A 21,328-nucleotide genomic window follows, 5' to 3' on the forward strand; every position below is an offset into this window, starting at 1 on the left:
GGTCGTAATAACTGATTAATTTGTTATAACAATATATGCTTAAGTTATAAGCATATGATTTTAAAGCTTTTTATTCTATTTTTTACAATCTTTGTGGTACAGTTGCGGCCCCGATTAGAATTGAATCAACGAAAAATGATGGATTTGGACCTAAACGCATTAAATGCTGAGCTTCGCCATAAATCGGCCGCTGATATTATTCGGTGGGCGGTTTCTTTGGGTGAGCCAATAATGGGTTCGACCAGTTTTGCGCCGAATGCAGCGGTGATGCTAAAGCTCATTACCGATGTTGCGCCGGAAACACCTATCGTTTGGGCGGATAGTGGTTACAACGTTCCAGATACCTACCGTGTTGCTGAGCAGTTGATTAAGTTGCTCAAACCGAATTTGAAATTGTATATTCCGACTATGACCGCAGAGCATCGCAATGCGATTATGGGCGGCATTCCACATCCTGATGATAATCCTGATTTGCATAAGGAATTTACCCGTCAGGTGAAGCTTGAACCCTTTAATCGTGCCTTCGCCGATTTAGCACCTAAGATTTGGGTGACGGGTATTCGTAAGGAAGAGACCGCATTTCGGCAGAATTTAGATATTTTGTCTTGGGATGGCCGCGGTATTTTGAAGGTGGCCCCCATTTTTTACTGGAACGAGGCGGACGTGCTAGCGTTTATGGCTGAGCATAAATTGCCCTCAGCTAAGCATTATTTTGATCCAACAAAGGTGGCAGAGAACCGCGAGTGCGGTCTACACACATCTGCTTAGCCATCAGGCTTGCGTTGCGGGCCTGTAACCCTTTCTCGATCCCTTAGTTTTCGGTATCCTGCCGCTTCCGCGTTAAGGTCTTTCGTCATGTATTCTGTATTGCGTCGCATTCTGTTTAGCCTGCCTACTGAAACCTCTCATCATCTGTCTTTAGCGTCGGTATCGCTACTCCATAAACTCGGCTTGAGTTCGCTGATCAGAGCTTCGGTGATACCGTCGCCGCGAACGGTGATGGGAATAGAATTTCCCAATCCAGTTGGCCTGGCGGCGGGTTTAGATAAAGATGCGAATCATATCAATGGCCTGTCGGCGCTGGGATTTGGCTTTATTGAAGTGGGCACAGTGACGCCTAAAGCCCAAGTGGGCAATCCGCAGCCGCGTCTGTTTCGATTACCCGAGGCTGAGGCGATCATCAATCGCATGGGTTTTAACAATCTCGGTCTTGAACGCTTAGTCGCCCAAGTTAAGGCGAGCGGGTTTACTGGCGTACTTGGTATTAATATTGGCAAAAACAAAGACACGCCAGCTGAGCGTGCGGTGGATGATTACTTGATTGGATTGCGCGCAGTCTACCCCTACGCTAGCTATGTCACCGTGAATTTGTCGTCGCCGAACACGCCGGGCTTACGTGATTTGCAATTTGGCCAGCCCCTAATCGATCTGCTTTCGGCCTTAAAAAAGGCGCAATTGGAATTGGCTGAGCAACATGGTCGTTATGTACCTATGGCAGTGAAAATTGCCCCAGATATGGCCGAGGACGATATCCGCCGTGTCGCCGAAGTATTTGTAGAGCAGGGCATTGATGGTGTTATCGCCACAAATACCACCATTGCCCGAGATGCTGTTGTTGGCCTGCGGCATGGTAACGAAACGGGTGGCTTGAGCGGCGCGCCGGTGCGTAAAAGTTCTACCGCGGTGATTCGTATTTTAGCTGATGCTTTACAAGGGCGCTTACCCATTATTGGCGTGGGTGGTATCAGCGATGGTGAATCTGCCGCTGAGAAGATCGCGGCGGGTGCGTCACTTGTACAAATATATACTGGCTTTATCTATCGTGGTCCCGCACTCATTGCCGAGGCTGCACAGGCTATTTCGAAACAAGAGGCCCGCTAATGGCACTTGATAGCTCGCTTGTAGAGGCCTTTAGCGTATCACTAGCGACGTTTTTTGCGACCATTGGTCCCATTGATGTGGCCGCGATGTTTGCTGCTCTAACAAGCGGCGTGTCGGCAAAGAAACGTCGCCATACCGCGGTGCGCGGCGTACTTATTGCGGGTGTAATTTTATTGGCTTTCGCGCTGCTTGGTGAGTTTATTCTAAACGCCATGGGTATTTCTCTTGCTGCTCTGCGGGCAGCGGGTGGGGTGTTGCTACTGTTGATCGGTATCGATTTGGTCACGGTGAAAGGCAGTGGAGCCACCACTACAACGACAGACGAAGATTTAGAGGCTGAGGAGCGCAGCGATATTGCGGTGTTTCCGCTAGCAACACCATTGATAGCGGGCCCAGGCGCGATTGGCGCTGTAATTTTATTGATGGCTCATGCTGATGGGGATTTTTTAGAACAGGCCGCAGTTATTGGGTCGTTGCTGCTGGTATTGACGATGACGTTGCTGTCCTTGTTGCTGGCTAGTCGCCTGCAAAATTGGCTGGGCGTGACCGGCATGCATATGATCAGTCGAGTTTTTGGTGTGTTGCTGTGCGCCCTCGCGATGCAGTTTTTGTTCGATGGCATCGCGCAGAGCGGTTTGTTATCCGGTGTGGCTATAGGCTAACAGCCGTAAATTGCTCATGTCGAAAATGGCCTGCCTATGTCGACTGCCTCTGGCCCGTCAAATTTCATCTTGGCGTGGCGTATCGAAATTGTGCACATTGGTTTTTTGGGCAGGCCTAAATCTCTGAGTACGCGTGCCAGTGGATGGATCTTACCGATGTCAGGTAACTTACCGCCCAGCTTAAAAGTAAGTCCTTCGCCTTCAGTAGTGCCTATGGTCTTCCACGCTTTGCCGTTTCGAATAGTCAGCGATGGTGCGGATTGGGGTTTTGCGCTAGCTGTGCCGCCAGTGGCCGCCTCAATGGAAAATACCAGTTTACCATCGTCGCTGAATTTACTTGATGCCGATGTCGGACCGAATTGAATATCGACATCCGTTACCCACTTTGGGAATCCCCAGATGAAGCGTCCTGCGTGGGTGGTAAAGCTTTGATTGACTGGCATGCGATACACGTAGGTGCTCAATGTGCCGCGCGCCATACGCCAAATTGAACCGAGTAATGGTAGAGGTTTTCGTTCTCCTGGGCTTGTGACCGGGAATACAATAGCGGCTTCGTTATAATCTCCGAGATCGTTTTGTTGATAATCAACACCAAGAAGTTGCAAAAGTGCTTTGCCTGGCCAGATTTCGACCACCTTAAACCCACTGTCGGCGATCAGTTGTTGGGCTTTTTTTGCGTCTACTACAAAGACATTCATCAACATGGAGGCTGCGCCAACCTTGACGGGGAGCGAGATCTCTTTTTCCGCAATAAGATAATTTGTCGCGCTGACTTTAGAACAATGTTCGTCAGTATTATCTTTTCCATTTGCGCTCGGAACCGGCACTTCCTGGCATATAATTGCGGTATTGTGCATTGGGCTTTTCTTCCTTTCTTATTCTCGTGGAGCGTGCTGCTCAATTTGGTAATGATAGTGTAACCTACGAGCGAATAAAGACTGATTACAATGGCGTAATTTCTCGTCAGTGAATGCGGCCTGAGTTTTGCTTTCTGCATGATGTATAGGTTGCTGGGGCGGTTCATTTTATTAAGAATACGGCGTTGTAGTGGGTGTTTAACCCCCGGCATATCTAGGAATTAGGAAAATTTGTTGTGACGCAAAGTTGCAATTACAGGAATGATTGATTATGGCGAAGACAATATCGGCGCGCGTCAAAGAAAACGTTATGCAGGCCGCAACGAAAGCCCGCAGTTTGAGCGCTGCGACGGACACATCAGGTCGACGAATCAGTATTGCTGAATTTGGTGTGAGGGGTTCTTGGCGAGTCTTACAAACCACAGTAGCGGTTTACCCAAGAGCCATGAAATGGCTGCTGCAGCGTCGCCAACCCACGCCAAAGGAGCTCCGTGAACTATTTGAATCGCTGGGAGCTACCTATATAAAGTTCGGGCAATTTATTGCCAGTTCCCCCTCGATTTTCCCGAAAGAATACGTAGATGAATTTCAGCTCTGTCTTGATCAAACGCCTTCGCTGCCATTTAGCAAAATCCGTCAGATTGTAGAGAAGGATTTAGGAAAGCCGATATCGACGGTATATTCCGAGTTTTCGGAGACAGCGTTGGCGTCGGCCTCGATCGCACAGGTTCACGCGGCGACATTGCTGACGGGCGAAGATGTGGTCGTGAAAGTCCAAAAACCCGGTGTTCATGCCATTCTCACTACCGATATGAATACTGTTTATCTGTTGGTGAGACTATTTGAGTTGATCTTGCCTAATACCGATAAAGACGCGGTTGCTGGGCTTGTCGAAGAAATGTATCAGTCGATGATAGATGAGTGTGATTTCTTCAAAGAGGCAGACAACCTCCGAGAATTTAGAAGATTCCTAAGCGACAGCGGCAATAAGGTAGTGATGGCGCCCAAGCCCTATACCAACGCCTCGGGTGCAAGAGTACTCACTATGGAGCGCTTTTATGGCGCGGCACTTACTAATGAAACGGCAATGGACAAGGGCGGGTTCGACCCTGCGAACAGCTTATTTAATGCGCTTAATACGTGGTTTGCTAGTCTCACCCAGTGCCCGTTTTTCCATGCGGACTTACATAGCGGAAATTTGATGATCATGCCTGATGGTAAAGTTGGGTTCATCGATTTCGGCATGGTAGGCCGAATTCAGCCAGAAGCGTGGCAAGCTATATTTAGTCTCTTCATGGCGATAAGCGAACAGAATTATCGATTGATGGCTGAATCCATGGTTAGCGTAGGCATCACGCGCGAAAAAGTTAACTTAGACGCGTTAACGAAGGATATTAGTAGCCTATTCGAAGGCCTGAACGCCATAGAGCCTCAGCGCGTTCTTGAAAATCGTAACGGAGAGGGGATTAACTCGTTGCTTACTGAGCTCGGTGATATTGCGCGCAAATACGGTATTCGTTTTCCGCGTGCTTTTACCATGTTATTAAAGCAGTTCTTGTATTTTGATCGCTATATGGAACTATTGGCTCCGGGCGCGGATATCTTTCAGGATGAGCGGGTCGATTTCTACTTGAACTGATTTAATACGTGCTAAAACCTGAATATCAGCTTGGCCTCACCTTGGGGTCAAGCTAAATGCCACCCGGTCGCTCTGGTGTTGCCAACTATGTTTGGTAGATGCTCTGCTTTTCGCCGCTGTTCGTAACGTAAACCGGGTGAATTCGCCCATTCTTTGTTAATTCCAGTAGGTAGATCACACTATTCATTCCCATCGTGTATTAGCTGTAAAGTGCGGCAATAGGGTTTTCGCTTGCACACGGAAAGTAAACTAGTATCAATGTTGAAAACTCCGATACTAATAAATAAGGAAAGTGGGAAATGATGAACTGGAAGTGCTGTAGTGACAAAGCAATCACTTAGTGCGACACCGCTGTTAAGAAAACTTATGGGTTTTTTTACAGCCTACGCATTGCTGTGCTTCGTGCTGACATTGTTGATGAGTGAGTTTTTTGTGGCGGGAATTAAAGGTAGGAGTCAGAGTTACGCCAACTACGGACTCTTAATTGAGGCCTTAGTTCGTCAGTCCGCCGCCGGTGTTGATGCTTTAGACGCTATTTCAAATTTGAATGTTGACAATAGTATTGACGAGATTTGTCTCTATCTTGTTGGCTCACATTCTTTAGATTTGGTTGCTAATTACAATCATGCTGAGAGTACCGATTCTTGCTCATTTCAGTATGTGGGACAAAAATCGGATTATAAAAAGACAATCATTTTGCAGACCGGTGATGGTGTAAAGAAAACCTTCCAATTGTTTATTGTATCTCGCTTGCTCGGCCAACCTAGTGCTTTGGTAATGAATTCGTACGTATGGTTATTACTGGGTTTATTTTTGTTTTTTGCATGGTGCTTCTCAATTTTTGCGTCGCGAATGATGTCGGCACCATTTTATCGCTTACTTGAGGTAATAAAGACAGTCACGGGAAAGCAGGATTATTCCATTCGTGCCGATGTAGTCACAGACGATGAACTGGGAGTATTGTCAGAGAATTTTAATATTATGATTGCGGACATTGAGACTCGTAACCATGAGGTAGTAAGTGCGCGGCGCGAACTTGAGGTGCGAGTGCGAGAGGTTGATATTAGCAACCGAGAACTGAGTTCCACACTTCAAAAATTGAGAGCGACTCAGCAAAAACTGATTAATAATGAAAAAATGGCATCGCTCGGTGGTTTGGTCGCTGGTATTGCTCATGAAATCAATACCCCTGTTGGTGTCGGTGTGACGGCTGCGTCTACATTGCTAGAAAGTACCCGCAGCGTAAGTAATAAATATGAACGCGGCGAACTCACTAATTCATCATTATTGCAATATATAGAACATGCGACATCCGCTGCGAATATTATCTTGGGCAACTTAGAGCGTGCCGCAAATCTTATTCAGAGCTTTAAGCAGGTTGCGGTGGATCAAAGTAATAGTGAGGTTCGTCAGATCGAACTAAAGAATTACCTTGGCCAAGTTTTGACCAGTCTTAATCCGCAGTTTCGCAAAACGAATTTACGTTACGAGTTTGAATGCCCGAGTGGCCTTAGCATTCGTTCTTACCCGGGTGCACTTTCGCAGATAGTGACGAATTTTGTGATGAATGCAATTATCCACGGCTATCAAAAAGGGGATAGCGGCAAGATATCGCTTGTGGTTTCGTCCTGTGATCCAGAGGGTGTTTGTATTTGCTTTTCTGATGATGGCAAGGGTATTTCTCCAGAAAATATTGGGCGAGTTTGGGACCCATTTTTTACGACTAATCGCGGTGGCGGAGGGAGCGGGCTAGGCTTGCATATTGTATATAACCTAGTGACGCAGCAACTGTGCGGCAATATTGAAATTGAAAGCTCACTAGGAAAAGGGACAGCAATTCGTCTGTTCCTGCCAATGGATGTTGGGAAGGTGGTTTCTTATGAGTAGTTCTGACGAACTGGCAAACGTTATGGTAAGCGATGCACTGAATTTAGCGGTGGAGTCGTCCAAAAAACATATTGGCGACAATATAAAACCTTGGAAATTGTTAATTGTTGATGACGAAGAGGTTGTCCACACTGTCACCCATCTCGCATTGGATGCCTTTAATTTGAGTGGGCGTGGCTTAGAGTTTGTTAGTGCGTATTCAGCGTCGGAAGCGCGTGATAAGTTGCGCGAGCACAGCGATATCGCCGTCATTTTGTTAGACGTTGTGATGGAGACTGATCGGGCTGGGCTGGATTTAGTCCATTTTATTCGTCGTGAACTGAACAACAAGCTTGTGCGTATTATCCTGCGTACTGGCCAGCCAGGGCAGTCTCCTGAACAGGAGGTTATTACCCAGTACGATATTAATGACTATAAAGAAAAGACCGAGCTGACCCGGCAGAAATTGTTTTCCGCCGTGTATACGAGTCTTCGCTCTTACAGTGATTTGCTCGCCCTTGAAGAAAATAGAAAAGGGCTGATGAAAGTGATTTCGTCATCGGCAACAATATTTGAGACTCGGGACATAACGCAGTTTTCAGAAGGTGTTTTACAGCAGTTAACCGCGCTTTTATATTTAAATAATGACGCTGTTCTTATTAACGCCTCAGGATTATTTGCGAACTCGAAAGCTGAAAAGCTAAAGGTGTTAGCGGGTATTGGAAAGTTTCAGCAACTTCACGGTGAAGTGGAGTTGGCATGCTTTGATAACGATGTGGTTGCGAGTATTCGTTCGGTATTAAAAAGTAAGAAAAGCCAGTATGGTGATAATTATTTAGTCAGTTATTACATAACGACATCTGGTTTAGAACAACTCCTGTATGTGTCTGCGAAAGATGTGTTTTCAGTGCCGGACATTGAAATGATTGAACTTTTTGTTAAAAACGTTGCAATTGCACATGAGACCCTTGCATTGCTGGAGCGTAATAAATCATGACAGATTTAAATAAGGTGCTAAATAAAGTGGCTGATAACGACGAGCTAAATCTAGCGAGCGAGCAAACAGCAATTTTAAGTAATACCTCTGCCTCGGAGAATAGTACATGGAAAATTCTCATTGTTGACGATGAGGAGGAGATTCATGTGGTCACTCGTCTTGCGTTACATGATTTTAATTTTGGCGGACGACATTTAGAATTTGTCAGCGCCTATTCTGGGCAGCAAGCGCGAAAGTTAATACAGGAAAACCCAGATACCGCGATTATTCTTCTTGATGTAGTGATGGAAACCGATGATGCCGGATTGGAAGTTGCGCGCTATATTCGCCAAGAGCTTGGTAATCACTTCGTGCGTATTATTTTACGCACGGGGCAGCCTGGTTTGGCGCCTGAACGTCGGGTTTTAAAAGTTTATGATATTAACGATTATCGTGCAAAGACAGAGCTTACTCAGGATCGCCTTTTCTCAGTTATCTACACTGCCTTGTCGTCATACAGGGACTTAATTGCTTTGGCGCGAAGCCGCCATCAGTTAATTGGATTGGTGAATGAAATTGAACAACTTTCACATCTCGCCGCGCGAGATTTACAAATGCCACTTAATGATGTGGTTTCGGCAATGCGCAGAATTGGCGGCAATATCCAAGAAGTGACGCCACCGAGCTTAGCTGAGGATTTTCTTGAGGTCAGAGATAATGTGTATGCGATGCAATCTGCCTTGAACAAGCTTGTCGCTTTGACGTCGGTTGGACGATTTAATGAGAGTAGAGAGCTAATCGATTGTAATTCAATTGTTAGCGATGTTGTGGCCAATTTGGATGGGGAGTTCAGAACTAGCCATGCGAATCTGCATTGCGAAAATTTACCGACTGTTTTTGCATGCCGCAGACAGTTTATGCAGCTGTTTAAAAATCTGATCAGCAATGCTATTCGTTTTACCGAGGGGCACGAACCTGAAATTTATATAAATGCCATGACCCACGAGCGAAATTGGTTATTTTCTGTTAGTGATACTGGCCTTGGTATTAGCCCAGAGAATCACAGCGGACTTTTTAATCTTTTTCATCGTGAGCGTAGCGATGGTGTTTCAGGTGAGTCAGGCGTTGGCTTGGCCATTTGCGAAAAAATTGTCCGTTGGCATGGCGGTAAGATTTGGCTTGAATCTGAGCTAGGAAAAGGATCAACGTTTTATTTTACAATCCCTCTCGCAGAGTGAAGGCCGTTTAAATGACAGTTCTAACTGACGTGCTTTTAGTCGATCCCAAATGGATCCTTGATAGTCTCGGGGATGCTGTAATTAGCATAGACCTTGAGGGCCGTGTAAGTTTTGCAAATTCTGCGGCTATATCTTTGAGTGAGCATGATTTTGGCCGAGGTTTAGCTGTGGCCACGTTTTTGCCCTTTGTCGATGTAGGTGGAGAAAGCATATTTGTAGAAGGTTTTTCTGTGAGCGGCAGTGATATGCTTTTGTCAGGCGCCTTGCTACCTCATACCGGTGATTGTCAGTATACGATAAAAATAAGGGACGTTACTGATGGGGACGGCGATGTTGTCGGTCGCAGTATTTCAGTTTTAAAAGATAGTTTGGCTGCGGCGGTTCATTATGGAGACGGTGAAAGTCATCTTGACCCGTTGACTGAATTAATGGGGCGCCAAGAGTTTGAGCGACGTTTAGAAAATTTGGTTAATGATGCGGCAAGTAGTTCACGAACCCACGCCTTACTTTATATTGATATTGATCAGTTCAAGCTAATAAACGACACAAGTGGGCATGTTGCTGGCGATAATCTTATTAAAAGCATCGCTGATTGTTTGCAGACCGAACTCTTTATCGGCGACATGCTATGCCGATTAGGTGGTGATGAGTTTGGTGTGTTACTTAGCAATGTGGACTCATTTGAAGCACGGTCTATCGCCAATCGCCTAATAAAGGCGATTAAGCGAATGCATTTTGTTTGGAGTGGTATTTCTCACAATACGTCGATTAGTATCGGTGTGGTTTTGATCGATGAGAATACGTCTGATAGAGAAAGTGTAATGAGTCAGGCTGATGTGGCCATGTACTCTGCAAAAGAGGACGGCCGCGGACGTGTACATCTCTATGATAAAAACGATAAAAAGCTCAGTCGTTTACACGACGATATGGATTGGGTTCACCGTATAAATATGGCGCTTGCGGCAGACGATTTCTGTTTGGTGACCGAGCGAATTATGCCTTTAGTAGACGAGAATAATCGCACAACTACCTTTAAAGAGTTGCTTGTGCGTATGCGCTATAACGGGGAAATGCTGCGGCCAGGTCAATTTATGCCTGCTGCGGAACGCTTTGGTTTAATGCCGCAGATTGATAGGTGGGTGATTAAGAATTTCTTTAACTATTTGCAGCGCAACACGGAGATTAATAATCAGGATGTAATGTTCTCGATTAATATTTCAGGGCAGTCATTGTGCCAGGAAGCTTTTTTAGAGTTCGTATATCGCTGTCTTCGCCGCGGCAATGTTAATCCTGAAATCATCTGTTTTGAAATTACTGAAACGGTCGCGATTACCAATTTTTCAGTCGTTACGCGTTTTATACATCGTGTTCATGAGCTAGGTGGTAAATTTGCCTTGGATGATTTTGGCACAGGTATGTCGTCATTTGGCTACTTGCAGGAACTGCCTGTCGACTTTGTAAAGATTGACGGGCTGTTTGTTCACGACATGGACAAAAATCCGGTGCACGAGGCGATGGTTCGCTCTATTAACGACATTAGTCACGTATTGGGTAAACGGACAATAGCTGAGTTTGTTGAGCGCCAAGAAGTCTTTGATCAATTACAACTAATGGGGGTCGATTATGCCCAAGGCTATCTCCATGGCCGGCCAACGGACTTGATAGATCTTTCCAGTTTAGTTACTTAAATCTGATATCTTGGCACCGGAATATCGTAGTTTAGTTATCCCAATTATAATTTTTATGCTAGTGATCCACTTATTTAATCACTACGCAATGCGACGTGAACTGAATTTTTAAGTTACACACGTCTATTTATGACCTATATCGTCAGTCGGTGATGTCATTTGTGTCATAGAGTGCTTGATTGAGTCGTGCTATAACCCCCTCCTGTTTTTTCGTTAAAGAGCTTTCTTATGTGGCTGAACAAGCAATATCGTACTTGTCGTAATTTAGTATTTCGTGGCATTTCTGTACCGGATGAACTAACGGGCTTGGTCGATATTGATCCCAAGGAAATCCCAGCATTACAACAAGGGCTTGCTCAGCCGGATATAGAGCGGCTTTGGGGGTATGCGGAATCGCTTTTCAAATCTGGCATGCATCCCATGGTCACAATGTGTATTCGGCGTGGTGGTGACGTCATATTGAATCGTTCAGTTGGTTATGCCGATGGTGCGACTCACACCCAACCCCGCATCGGATCGTTGCAAACGCCAGTGTGTTTGTTTTCGGCGTCGAAAGCAGTAGCAGCAATGTTGATTCACAAATTGGCAGAGGACGGTTTGATCGATTTATTAAACCCTATTAGCCATTACATTCCGGCTTTTGCTGCTGAGGGAAAGGCGCAAATTACCGTGCATCAATTACTGGCGCACCGGGCTGGCGTCCCGGGGATACCAGATGATGTGCCGATTGACGCACTGTTTAATCATGAGGCTGCAGTGGAGCAAATCTGTAAGCAACCGGGTTTACATAGTGATGGGCGCGTACTGGCCTACCACGCCATTACAGGTGGTTTTATACAGGCGGAATTGATTCGCGTAGTGACCGGGAAAACCCTGAATGAATATTTGGACGAGGTAGTTCGCAAGCCAATGGGAATGAAGTATTTTCGCTATGGCTTAGAGAAAAATGATCAGTCTAAAGTTGCTCGCAACTACTCGACAGGACTTCCCAATATTGGCGTCGTTGAGCGTCAGCTAACCAAAATTCTAGGAGTCGGCGTTGCGGAGGTGGTTGATATTTCTAACAGTGACGCATTTTTGAGCGCAGAGATAGCGTCAGCGAATTTGTACGCAACGGCAGAGGAGTCGAGTCGCTTTTTTCAAATGTTGTTGCAAGGTGGGCAGTGGGAGGGCAGGAGTATCTTTACACCTCTTACCGTTAGTCGTGCGATTAGAGAAATGGGTAAGCCCGCCTTTGATCACTCATTGATCGTTATGCCAATGCGTTATAGCGCCGGAATGATGCTCGGCATGAGTCCTGTCGGGTTGTATGGGCCAAAAACCCACCATGCCTATGGACACTTGGGATTTTCAAATATTCTTTGCTGGGCCGATCCAGAGAGAGATATTGCGGTATCAGTTCTAACGTCGGGTAAGCCGGTTATCGGGAGTCATATTCTCAGTTTATTGAGATTGTTGAATGGGATAAGCACGACGTGTAAACCTTGTGTTGATATGGAGTATATATACAGCAAAGTTCTGTGATATTGGCCAAGTTTGCTTTCTCAGTGTGATCACGAAAATTAATTATAAATGCCTATGGCCAGCGCCATGGCGATTAGTTAGAGTGGTGTTATACGCAAAAAGCTCTATATGTGCGAATTCCTGTTGGTATGACAAGTAGGTTCAATTGTGAAGAAACTGGAAAACAAATTGCAACTAGCCAGTAGCTATGAAGAGTGGAAAGCACTGGCGCAGGAGCACGATCGTTGTTCCGGTAGGGAACACTGGAAAAAGATAGATAAAACAAGTCTTTATGATTATGCGTCGATCCGGTCGCGTTTAGAGCGCTTGCGTTATTTTCGGGACAATAATGACAATATTGGTTTGTTGTTTACCTTAAATGAAGGTATCCATGGAAATATGGGGGGCATGGGTAAACCTGTTCTTTACGCCCGAGCTAAATTTGGTACCAAACAGCTGGTTCACGATTACGTTGACGCTATTCGAGATGCACTTGACCATTTGGCCCAGTTAGATTCAGATTCCCCGAATTTTATTGAGCGCCTAGATTTCTTCAGGAGAGCTAATAAGTGTTATGGCAAGTCAGCCTTGATGCTGAGTGGCGGTGCCGTACTGGGTAATTTCCATATTGGTGTTGTGAAGGCCCTTGTGGAGCAAAATTTATTACCGGATGTGATCTCTGGTGCCAGTGCAGGGTCACTGATAGCGGGCGTGCTGGGTACTCGCACTGACGAAGAGCTGCAAAACTTTCTAACAGCGGATAATTTGGGTAAATTGTTGCTCGCTGAAGTAGAGCTTGCCAATGGCCGCATGTCTACATCGTCTCCTCGGATAAACCATCAGCTTTTAAAAGAAAAAATAGCCAAGCTAATTCCTGATATTACCTTTCAAGAAGCCTTTGAGAGAACGGGAAGGCATATCAATATTTCCATTTCGCCCTCAGACGTACATCAAACGTCGCGTTTGCTCAATGCTATTGCATCGCCGAACGTCTATATTCGCAAAGCCGTTTTGGCGTCATGTGCAGTTCCAGGTATATATCCACCCGTTATGTTGGAGGCTAAAAATGTGCATGGTCATCCACAGCCCTATTTAGCTACTCGCCGTTGGATCGACGGTTCAGTGAGCGATGATTTGCCCGCGAAACGTCTTGGGCGTTTGTATGGCGTTAACCATTTTATTGTTAGTCAGACAAATCCACTTGTGCTTTGGGCGGTGCGCGACACTAAAACGGAGAATAGTGGTTTAGTCAATGCGATGTTTCAGTTAGGCGGACGGAGCATAAAAGAATTTTCTAAAGTTGGAAGCAGTATGGCGCGTAAGTATTTTAAAAATTCGCCTCGCGTGCGCCGTATTAGTAACATCGTATATTCGGTTATAAATCAAGAGTATACGGGCGACATCAATATCATCCCACGGTATCGTTTTTTTGATCCACGTAAATTGCTGACGGAGTTAACGCCCGATGAATTACAGTTTTTCATTGCTGAGGGTGAAAGGGCGACTTGGCCAAAAATCGAGATGATTAGGGCGAGTACCACGATAAGTCGCAAGCTCGCGGAGATCCTTGACGTTTACGAAGCCGAAGATTTTAATCGCTTATCTAAAGGTCATCATCATTTGGGTGCAGAGCTGCCACGGACCCATTTACGAGCCTAGGCCTTGATAAGGCGGGGAGGATTTTTTGATCTCCCCTCTGATTTGTTGCCCTGTTGATAGACGCCATTCCTGCAAGGCCCTTTGAATTTATCTACAGGGCGTTCCGCGGTGTCTTAAAAATATCAAAATATGTTTTTCTCCATGCTATGTTGGTGGGGGCTATTTGCTGACCACATTAAATATACCCTGTGGGGTATATTTAATGTGGTGTGGCGATTATTATTACCGCGATATTTTGAGCAACAAACGTGTTTTTAAATTAGGGAAGGTGTTGTCACTATGATCATAGAAACAGTTTTTACACCCATAGAGGCGATAGCGGGCGGCGCTCTAATTGGCCTTTCTGCTGTTGTACTTATGTGGTCGGTTGGGAGAATCGCGGGAATCTCGGGGATTGTTGCTGGCGCGATACTAGAGAGTGGTGATGAGCGATATTGGCGATTGATATTTTTGGGCGGTTTATTTCTTGGTGCTCTCATCGCTGCTGTCACTAGCGGTGCGTTGAGCGGCGTTACCCCGGTTGCAAATACTCCTGTGTTGATTGTAGCCGGTTTATTGGTTGGCATTGGCACGCGAATGGGTAGCGGATGTACGTCTGGTCATGGTGTTTGCGGTATTTCTCGGTTTTCATTGCGTTCAGTTGTAGCTACCTGTGTATTTATGGCCAGTGGCGTTGCAACTGTGTTTGTCATTCGTCATTTATTGGGAGAGGGTGTATGAATCGCTGGGTTGTACTTTTAGCGGGCGCGCTTTTTGGTGCGGGCATTACTATCTCAGGTATGGGTAACCCAGCTAAGGTCCAGAATTTTTTGGACATAGCGGGGGCTTGGGATCCAAGCTTAGCATTGGTAATGGGTACGGCCTTACTTGTGGCCACTCCGGGGTTCTTCTGGGTTCTTAAAATGTCGTCGCCAAGATATGCCGAAAAATTTTCTTTGCCAACTAAAAAGGACATTGACGGAAAATTATTATTAGGTGCGGTTTTGTTCGGTATGGGCTGGGGGTTAAGTGGTTTGTGTCCCGCTCCTGCGCTCGTGGCAATTTTGACGGGTATTCCCAGCTTCTTTATATTTTTAGCGGCGATGTTCGCCGGAATGTTTGTATTTCGCTTTGTTCTTGAGCCCCAGAAGTGAGATGCAGTCATATAGTGCTTTGAAGCGTAATAGGCTAATATTTACCGCTCGGGTGTCAGCAAATGCTCGTAAATAAAAATAATGATGTGGGGAGGTGGCATGTCTGTTACGTGCAAGTTTAACAAAAATATAGAAGAAGTCTGGGCGGTTTTGTGCGATCCCGATTTTCGCGTAGAGCGAAGCGTTGCGCTTGGCGAGCTAAGCGCCGAATGTGACATTGAAGAAGATGGCAGTACTGTCAAAGTTCATATGGTTAGGGAAGTTGTGCGTGAGTTGCCATCGGTCTTAGCAAAGATTTTCAATCCAAAACAAACACTGGAGTTTGTTGAGAATTGGCGCTCGTGTGCAAGTGGTTGGATAGGAGAGATGTTCATTGAAGTCAAAGGGCAGCCAGTAACGTTGTCCGCCAAGATATCGCTGTTAGCTACTGGTGAAGGCTGTGAGTACAGCGTTTCTCACCGATGCAAGGCAAAAATTCCCCTAGTTGGGGGAAAAGTCGAGAAGTTTGTGCTGTCGCAAACTGATTCCGGCGCGCAGGATGAACTTAATTATCTAAAATCAAAGTTTGCCTAGTAATAGTAATGGGCAGTAGACCTCAGGCCGCAGCGATCGACTGATAGTCGCGATGCTCTTCAAGCGCAGCACATAGATCGTAGGGGGTATTAAGGCGTTTTATCTGATTAAAAAGCTGCTCTGCTTCGGTGTATTCGCGACGTAAATAGCCAAGCCACTGCTTAATCGGGCCGCCAACATGCCTCGGTGCGCAGTTTGCCAGGCTATCCTCGAAAAGTGCCTCAAGTAGTAATAGTGTTGCGGGCCATTGCTGGCTCAGATATTCCTTGCCTGACGCAACGGACTTTATTTCAAGGGCGAGATCGGGTCTGGCCAGCAAACCACGGCCCAGCATTACGTCGTGGCATAAACTTTGTTGGCGGCACTCTTTAAAATCCTCTGGGCTCCAAACTTCACCGTTAGCGATAATAGGTATCGTGGTAAATTCATGTACTTTGGCGAGTTGGTGCCAGTGTGCGGGTGGTTTGTAGCCATCCATTCTTGTGCGGGCATGAATGGTTAGTGCGTTGGCACCAGCCTCACTGATGGCGCTTACAATATCAATTAGCTTGCTGTCGTCATTAAATCCAAGGCGTATTTTGGCGGTGACCGGAATTGATTTAGGTACGGCTCTGCGCATCGAATTGATGATCTGATAAAGTAGTTCCGGCTCGTCTAGCAGGACTGAACCGCCGCGGTGGCGATTCACGCATTTTGCGGGACAGCCAAAATTAGTGTCGATGCCGATAGCGCCTAGACTTGCCGCAAGCGCGGCATTTTCTGCCATTGGTCCGGGCTCGCCGCCAAGCAACTGAATATAGACAGGGGTTCCGGAAGGTGTTTTGCTCCCATTTTTAAGCTCGGGGCACAGGCGATGATAAACTCTAGCGGGCAATAACTGGTCAGTAATCCGTACAAATTCTGTAATGCAGCGATCAATGCCGCCAACGGCAGTTAGCAGCGCGCGCATACGTGCATTGACGACGCCTTCCATCGGAGCGAGGTGTATTTGCATAAGTTGGTACAATAAACAAAATGGTATTGTACCTCAGCTTGCTTGACGAGAATAAACTTAGCTATGGCAATTTGAGGGTCTAAAAAGGTGTGTTTATCGTACGTAACTCACGGGTTTTTCTTTGGCTCGCAATTAGGAGTTTGAAGTGTTGGTAAGTTTTTTGCGTGGATTGGTGTTCGCCAGCGCCACAGGAATGGTCATGGCTGCTGTCGCCTTTCAGTTTCCATCGATGCGTGCCGTATCAGAGGAAGAGCGAATTTTTAATGCTGAGAATGCCGATTTATTCGGCGAAGATCCGTATTTTTACACGCACCTTCAGTTACGGGACTTGGCTGCTGATGAAGGGGGCGAATACGCCATTGTGAATATTGACGGTGTTGATCATCAATTGCGTTCGGGGGATATGTTGGTTGCTCCTTGTCTGGCGATCAGCCAATTTTTAAAAGACGCGGTGCTATTAGATCATTGTGGGAGCTATGCTTTGCTTTGGCTCAATGGACGTGCTTCTGGCTCCTCCGGCATGAAACTGCGTATTGAAAGTGCTGGGGCGGTAAAGACGCCAAGGGATCGGCCGCATATTGTTGATTTAAGAGGGGAGTCTAGTATTCAGCAATTGGTGTCTGATTACCGCCGTCGTCTGTATGATCGTCCATTGTCCTTGGTCGGTGCAGTCAAGGTGGATGTGTTAAAAAGCGAGAATTCGCGTGAATACTATATTTCTCCCGGGCGAGATAAGGCAATATTTCCAGCGCTCGCCTTGGAGCCAAAAGATAAAATACGGGCAATTGATGGTGTGGATTTATCCGAGGGCGAGGCGCTCACGGATGTGTATGAGCATTTAGACGATAGTGAACACCTGGTGCTGACGTTGGAGCGAAATCGGGAGGATTGGGTCATTTTGCTAGACTTTGATCCATCTGACGGGGTCTTGAAATAAAAGTCATATCATTGAATTTACTTAATATTTTGATATTGAGTTAGATAGTATACTCTGTCACGTTGTGGCGCATAGTGCGTCTTAATGTATTGGTGTACGCCTAGAAAAATCGATTTTAAAAAATGGGGGCAGTGAGTTGTGAGCGAGTTTAGTAAGTGGGAATGTGTTATTTGCGGTTTTATTTATGATGAGGCTGAAGGTTTGCCGGAGGACGGTATTCCCGCTGGCACCCTGTGGGCGGATGTGCCGGAAGATTGGGAGTGTCCAGATTGCGGCATTAGTAAGTTCGATTTTGACATGGTTCCCGCTTAAGTTTGAGATTTGCTTGGTTCTGGTCGATAGATGCTGGCTTTTTGTCGAAAAATGCGATGCCCCTGTGCCTGACCAAGCCAGCCTCTGTTACACTTCGGGGATAGATTAATAGCTAGGGGTAAATTGATGAAAACAATAAAATTGTTTGGGCTGCTAAGTGTGGTTTTTTGGATCTCGGCTTGTGCGCCTGAAGTAGGCAGCGATGCATGGTGCGCAGGGCTAGATAAGAAGCCAAAAGGTGATTGGTCGGGCAATGAAACAATGGATTATGCGAAACATTGTGTTTTCAAATAACATCCGCTGTATTTTAAGTAATTTATATGAGCAGTACTGGTCGCCGTGATACGACATTATTGTGACTATAAAAATGGATTGTGGTCCTCGGTGACGGTTTTGGTAAGAAAAATGTCATATTGTTCGTCTACTATTCGGCGCTTCGCGGAAAATTTGGGGAAAGTCTGACACGTGGATCGATCCGTGACATTAACAAGGTTGTTTCCTCCTCGCGCTGCAGGCTTCGTGAATGTGGTTCTATGGGCAATATTGATAGCTTGCTTAGCGAGCTTATGCTGGGATGTTTCTGCATGGCTCCGTGATCCTAGCCTTCCCGCCTCGGTTGTTACGAATGAGCGTTTAGATGGCGATGGATCTCGGCCAAGCAGTACTTCTTACGACGTTCAGAGTTTGCTTGCGGTACCTCTTTTTGGTGTGCCGCCGGTTAGCGATGTGGTTGCTACAGAGACTGGAAAAGATATTCGCCGCAGCGCACTGAAAATTACAGTTATTGGCTTAGTTTCCGGCAATGATGAGCTGGGCGTGGCGGTGCTTCGCTACGGTAGCAAAACAAAAGCCTATAGCGTGGGTGAGAAAATAGAAGTGCCAGGGGCTGTACGTTTGCTTGCGGTGCTGTCTGACTACATTATTATTGAGAATAATCGTAAGCGCGAGAAAATAGAATTAGACAAAAAATCCGCTTTAGCAGGTATTAGTAGTGCCGCGTCGCCAAGTGCAAACGATAATACAACGGTCGATCTAAATACTCCCGAAATACGGTCCCTAATTGGCGATGCGCGCGATACTGTGCAAAATAGCCCGCTCATGCTAGCGCGGTTTTTCTCCGCAAACCCAGTAAATGAAAACGGCAAATTGCTCGGCTACGAAATTAAGCCGGGACGTGATACACGTCTTTTTGAGCAACTGGCACTCCAACCCGGTGATGTCGTGCTTTCTGTTAACGGTCAGTCTGTGGCCGATTTACAGCCCCAAGAATTGTTTAAACTCATGCAAAACACAACGTCCTTTGAGCTACTAGTTCAACGTGCGGACACCATACTCACCAAAAGATTTGATATATGAAATTCTTATTACGTAAATCCTGTCTAGCCATAGGCATTTGTATTGCGCTCTCTGGCAGTGTCTCGGCGGAAACCTTTGATTTGGACATGCAGAATGTCGATATTGGTGAGTTTATAAATACTGTCGCCAAGCTCACCGGAAAGACAATTGTTGTAGATAGTCGTGTAAAAGGCAAAATAAGTGTAGAAAGTCATCGTAAATTAGATGCTGACGAGCTTTATCAAATCTTTTTACTTCAACTGGGTGTTGAGGGCTATTCAGCCATAGAAGTCGGCGATGGCCTGTTAAAAGTTATACCTAATCAGGCAGCAAAAATTGAAGGTATTAATGTACAAGGTGACCGTTCGACAATGGGCCGAAGTGAGTCAATCATTACCCGAATAGCTCAGTTACAAAATGCAGATGCGGATGAGTTAGTGAAGTCTTTGCGTCCGCTGGTTGATAACAAGGTTGGTGTAATCACCAGTTATGCAGATTCGAATATCATTTTAATTACTGATCGCGAATCTAACGTTCGTCGCTTGATGTCGATTGTGCAGGCCGTGAATGCGGTGGACAGCCAGTTGATGGAAACCGTGGTGCTACAGCACTCTTCGGCCGAGGAAGTTGAGCGTATTCTGACTAAAGTTCTGTCTCAGCAAACTAGAAAACGCGGCGCGGCTAAACCGGTTGTGGCGGCGGATCCGCGGACAAATACTTTAATTCTTTTTGGCGATGATGATGCGCGCTCTTATTTGCGTCGCCTTGTTGAAGACCTCGATAGCGAGGTAAGTAATCAATCGAATATTCGCGTTCACTATTTAAAGTATGCCAAGGCCGCTGATTTAGCGCCGGTCCTGAAAAGTATTAGTGATACCTTATTGAAAGGTGATGAGGCTACTAAGCCCGCTGCGGGTTCCATGTCGTCAATGATTAATATTGAAGCTCACGATCAGACGAATTCGATTGTCCTTTCGGGAAGCCCCCATATTATTGATGATTTAGAGTCGGTAATTAACGACCTCGATATACGTCGTGCTCAGGTTTTGGTTGAAGCCATTATTATTGAGGTGTCTGACAATCGTGCCAAAGAGTTGGGCGTGCAGTGGTTATTTAGGGGTAATTCCTCCGGTAATACACCAGCTGGCGGTATCAATTTTGGTGGTGGCGCTTCGGGAAGTAGCAGCAGTACACCGGGAATTATCAGCTTGCTGGCGGGAGAGGAAGCCGCTGCGGCGGCCGCCAGTACCGTCAGGGGTGCCGCATTTGGTTTGGGCAAGCTCAAAGATGGCGCATTTAGTTTTGCCGCCCTGCTGACGGCGTTGGCGAGTGATACGGAATCTAATATTTTGTCGACGCCAAGCTTGTTGACTTTGGACAATGAGGAGGCGTCGATTCTGGTCGGGCAGGAAGTTCCTGTTGTCACAGGCTCAACGGCAAGCTCAACTAATGCCAACCCCTTCCAGACCATTTCCCGTCAGGAAATTGGTATAAAACTCTTGTTTACACCACAAATCAACGAGGGGGACGCGGTTCAGTTGAATATTGAGCAGGAAGTGTCATCGCTCAGTCGGTCGAACCAAGCGGCAGACATAATAACTGATAAGCGAACGATCAAAACCGCCGTATTAGTGAACGATGGTGCGACCATTGTGCTTGGTGGTCTGATTGATGACCAGGTGACGGAACAAGCAGCAAAAGTACCAATACTCGGTGATATCCCAATATTAGGTCGTCTGTTTAGAGCGGATAACACTAGTAAGGTTAAGCGTAACTTGATGGTGTTTATTCGCCCAACTATCGTTCGTGATCAGGGCACTTTGTCCGAATTGAGTGCACGAAAATATAACTATATTCGCGCAGAACAATTGGTTAAAGCTGAACAAGGAATCAATTTGTTCCCGTTCACCGAGCTGGCGGTACTACCTGAGTGGACGGGGATGGACGCGTCACCGCCGGGAATTCTGCCGAACAAGCCAGTGCCGCCGCCAATGACTCCGGCCGAAGAAGCCGTTGAGAAAAAACTACGTGCGGCGCCGACGTCTGAAAGACAGTCCGCTCCGGTCGCTAACTAA

General features: G+C 46.2%; 20 protein-coding genes. 18 read left to right on the plus strand and 2 right to left on the minus strand.

The features are described from left to right. Positions 1-138 precede the first annotated feature (138 nt). From O9X78_RS09030 to O9X78_RS09040, 3 genes are all read left to right on the plus strand, one after another. A complete protein-coding gene (locus tag O9X78_RS09030; RefSeq protein WP_269619311.1) occupies positions 139-768 on the plus strand; it encodes a phosphoadenosine phosphosulfate reductase domain-containing protein in 630 nt (209 codons plus the stop codon). An 87-nt stretch (positions 769-855) separates the two neighbouring features. Beyond that, entirely contained in the window at positions 856-1,881 is a 1,026-nt protein-coding gene (locus tag O9X78_RS09035) for a quinone-dependent dihydroorotate dehydrogenase (RefSeq protein WP_269619312.1), read from the plus strand. After that, positions 1,881-2,543: a MarC family protein gene (locus O9X78_RS09040; RefSeq protein WP_269619313.1), complete on the plus strand. Its 663-nt coding sequence runs from the start codon at positions 1,881-1,883 to the stop codon at positions 2,541-2,543. Before O9X78_RS09035 ends, O9X78_RS09040 begins: the two co-directional genes overlap by 1 nt. A gap of 14 nt (positions 2,544-2,557) precedes the next feature. Here O9X78_RS09040 and O9X78_RS09045 read toward each other — a convergent pair whose 3' ends face one another. Further along, positions 2,558-3,400, minus strand: a complete 843-nt coding sequence (locus O9X78_RS09045; RefSeq protein ID WP_269619314.1) for an acetoacetate decarboxylase family protein — start codon at positions 3,398-3,400, stop codon at positions 2,558-2,560. Positions 3,401-3,671: 271 nt separating this feature from the next. Between O9X78_RS09045 and O9X78_RS09050 the strand changes: the two genes are divergently transcribed. From O9X78_RS09050 to O9X78_RS09095, 10 genes are all read left to right on the plus strand, one after another. After that, entirely contained in the window at positions 3,672-5,039 is a 1,368-nt protein-coding gene (locus O9X78_RS09050) for an ABC1 kinase family protein (protein ID WP_269619315.1), read from the plus strand. A gap of 366 nt (positions 5,040-5,405) precedes the next feature. After that, positions 5,406-6,926, plus strand: coding sequence for a sensor histidine kinase (locus O9X78_RS09055; protein ID WP_269619316.1), 1,521 nt, complete (start codon positions 5,406-5,408; stop codon positions 6,924-6,926). Further along, complete coding sequence (locus O9X78_RS09060) at positions 6,919-7,902, plus strand: DUF3369 domain-containing protein (protein ID WP_269619317.1); 984 nt, start codon at positions 6,919-6,921, stop codon at positions 7,900-7,902. Before O9X78_RS09055 ends, O9X78_RS09060 begins: the two co-directional genes overlap by 8 nt. Beyond that, positions 7,899-9,119, plus strand: coding sequence for a sensor histidine kinase (locus tag O9X78_RS09065; RefSeq protein WP_269619318.1), 1,221 nt, complete (start codon positions 7,899-7,901; stop codon positions 9,117-9,119). Before O9X78_RS09060 ends, O9X78_RS09065 begins: the two co-directional genes overlap by 4 nt. 11 nt (positions 9,120-9,130) lie before the next feature. Continuing rightward, positions 9,131-10,807, plus strand: coding sequence for a putative bifunctional diguanylate cyclase/phosphodiesterase (locus O9X78_RS09070; protein WP_269619319.1), 1,677 nt, complete (start codon positions 9,131-9,133; stop codon positions 10,805-10,807). 228 nt (positions 10,808-11,035) lie between these two features. Beyond that, positions 11,036-12,331 (plus strand): serine hydrolase domain-containing protein, encoded by a 1,296-nt coding sequence (locus tag O9X78_RS09075; RefSeq protein WP_269619320.1) that lies wholly within the window; start codon positions 11,036-11,038, stop codon positions 12,329-12,331. A gap of 147 nt (positions 12,332-12,478) precedes the next feature. After that, positions 12,479-13,969 (plus strand): DUF3336 domain-containing protein, encoded by a 1,491-nt coding sequence (locus tag O9X78_RS09080; RefSeq protein WP_269619321.1) that lies wholly within the window; start codon positions 12,479-12,481, stop codon positions 13,967-13,969. 279 nt (positions 13,970-14,248) lie between these two features. Continuing rightward, positions 14,249-14,689, plus strand: a complete 441-nt coding sequence (locus O9X78_RS09085; protein WP_269619322.1) for a YeeE/YedE family protein — start codon at positions 14,249-14,251, stop codon at positions 14,687-14,689. Then, positions 14,686-15,102 (plus strand): DUF6691 family protein, encoded by a 417-nt coding sequence (locus O9X78_RS09090; RefSeq protein ID WP_269619323.1) that lies wholly within the window; start codon positions 14,686-14,688, stop codon positions 15,100-15,102. The genes O9X78_RS09085 and O9X78_RS09090 overlap by 4 nt, the downstream gene beginning before the upstream one ends. A gap of 99 nt (positions 15,103-15,201) precedes the next feature. Continuing rightward, entirely contained in the window at positions 15,202-15,675 is a 474-nt protein-coding gene (locus O9X78_RS09095; protein WP_269619324.1) for a DUF2505 domain-containing protein, read from the plus strand. A 22-nt stretch (positions 15,676-15,697) separates the two neighbouring features. Here the strand turns inward: O9X78_RS09095 and O9X78_RS09100 are convergent, their stop codons facing one another. Then, positions 15,698-16,669: a tRNA-dihydrouridine synthase gene (locus O9X78_RS09100; protein ID WP_269619325.1), complete on the minus strand. Its 972-nt coding sequence runs from the start codon at positions 16,667-16,669 to the stop codon at positions 15,698-15,700. A 145-nt stretch (positions 16,670-16,814) separates the two neighbouring features. On the opposite strand from O9X78_RS09100, the gene O9X78_RS09105 reads away from it, so the two are divergent. The 5 genes from O9X78_RS09105 (at position 16,815) to gspD (ending at position 21,328) form a co-directional block, all read left to right on the plus strand. Beyond that, the gene (locus tag O9X78_RS09105; RefSeq protein WP_269619326.1) at positions 16,815-17,606 is read left to right on the plus strand and encodes a hypothetical protein; all 792 of its coding nucleotides are present in this window, start codon (positions 16,815-16,817) and stop codon (positions 17,604-17,606) included. 138 nt (positions 17,607-17,744) lie between these two features. Then, complete coding sequence (locus O9X78_RS09110; protein WP_269619327.1) at positions 17,745-17,918, plus strand: rubredoxin; 174 nt, start codon at positions 17,745-17,747, stop codon at positions 17,916-17,918. A 126-nt stretch (positions 17,919-18,044) separates the two neighbouring features. After that, positions 18,045-18,212 carry a DUF3012 domain-containing protein gene (locus tag O9X78_RS09115; protein WP_269619328.1) on the plus strand — a complete coding sequence of 56 codons (168 nt, stop codon included), beginning with the start codon at positions 18,045-18,047 and terminating at the stop codon, positions 18,210-18,212. 183 nt (positions 18,213-18,395) lie between these two features. Further along, positions 18,396-19,274, plus strand: coding sequence for a type II secretion system protein N (locus O9X78_RS09120; RefSeq protein WP_269619329.1), 879 nt, complete (start codon positions 18,396-18,398; stop codon positions 19,272-19,274). Continuing rightward, positions 19,271-21,328 (plus strand): type II secretion system secretin GspD, encoded by a 2,058-nt coding sequence (gene gspD, locus O9X78_RS09125; protein ID WP_269619330.1) that lies wholly within the window; start codon positions 19,271-19,273, stop codon positions 21,326-21,328. The genes O9X78_RS09120 and gspD overlap by 4 nt, the downstream gene beginning before the upstream one ends.

The sequence above is a fragment of the Zhongshania aquatica genome, from assembly GCF_027257955.1.
Lineage (GTDB): Bacteria > Pseudomonadota > Gammaproteobacteria > Pseudomonadales > Spongiibacteraceae > Spongiibacter > Spongiibacter aquatica.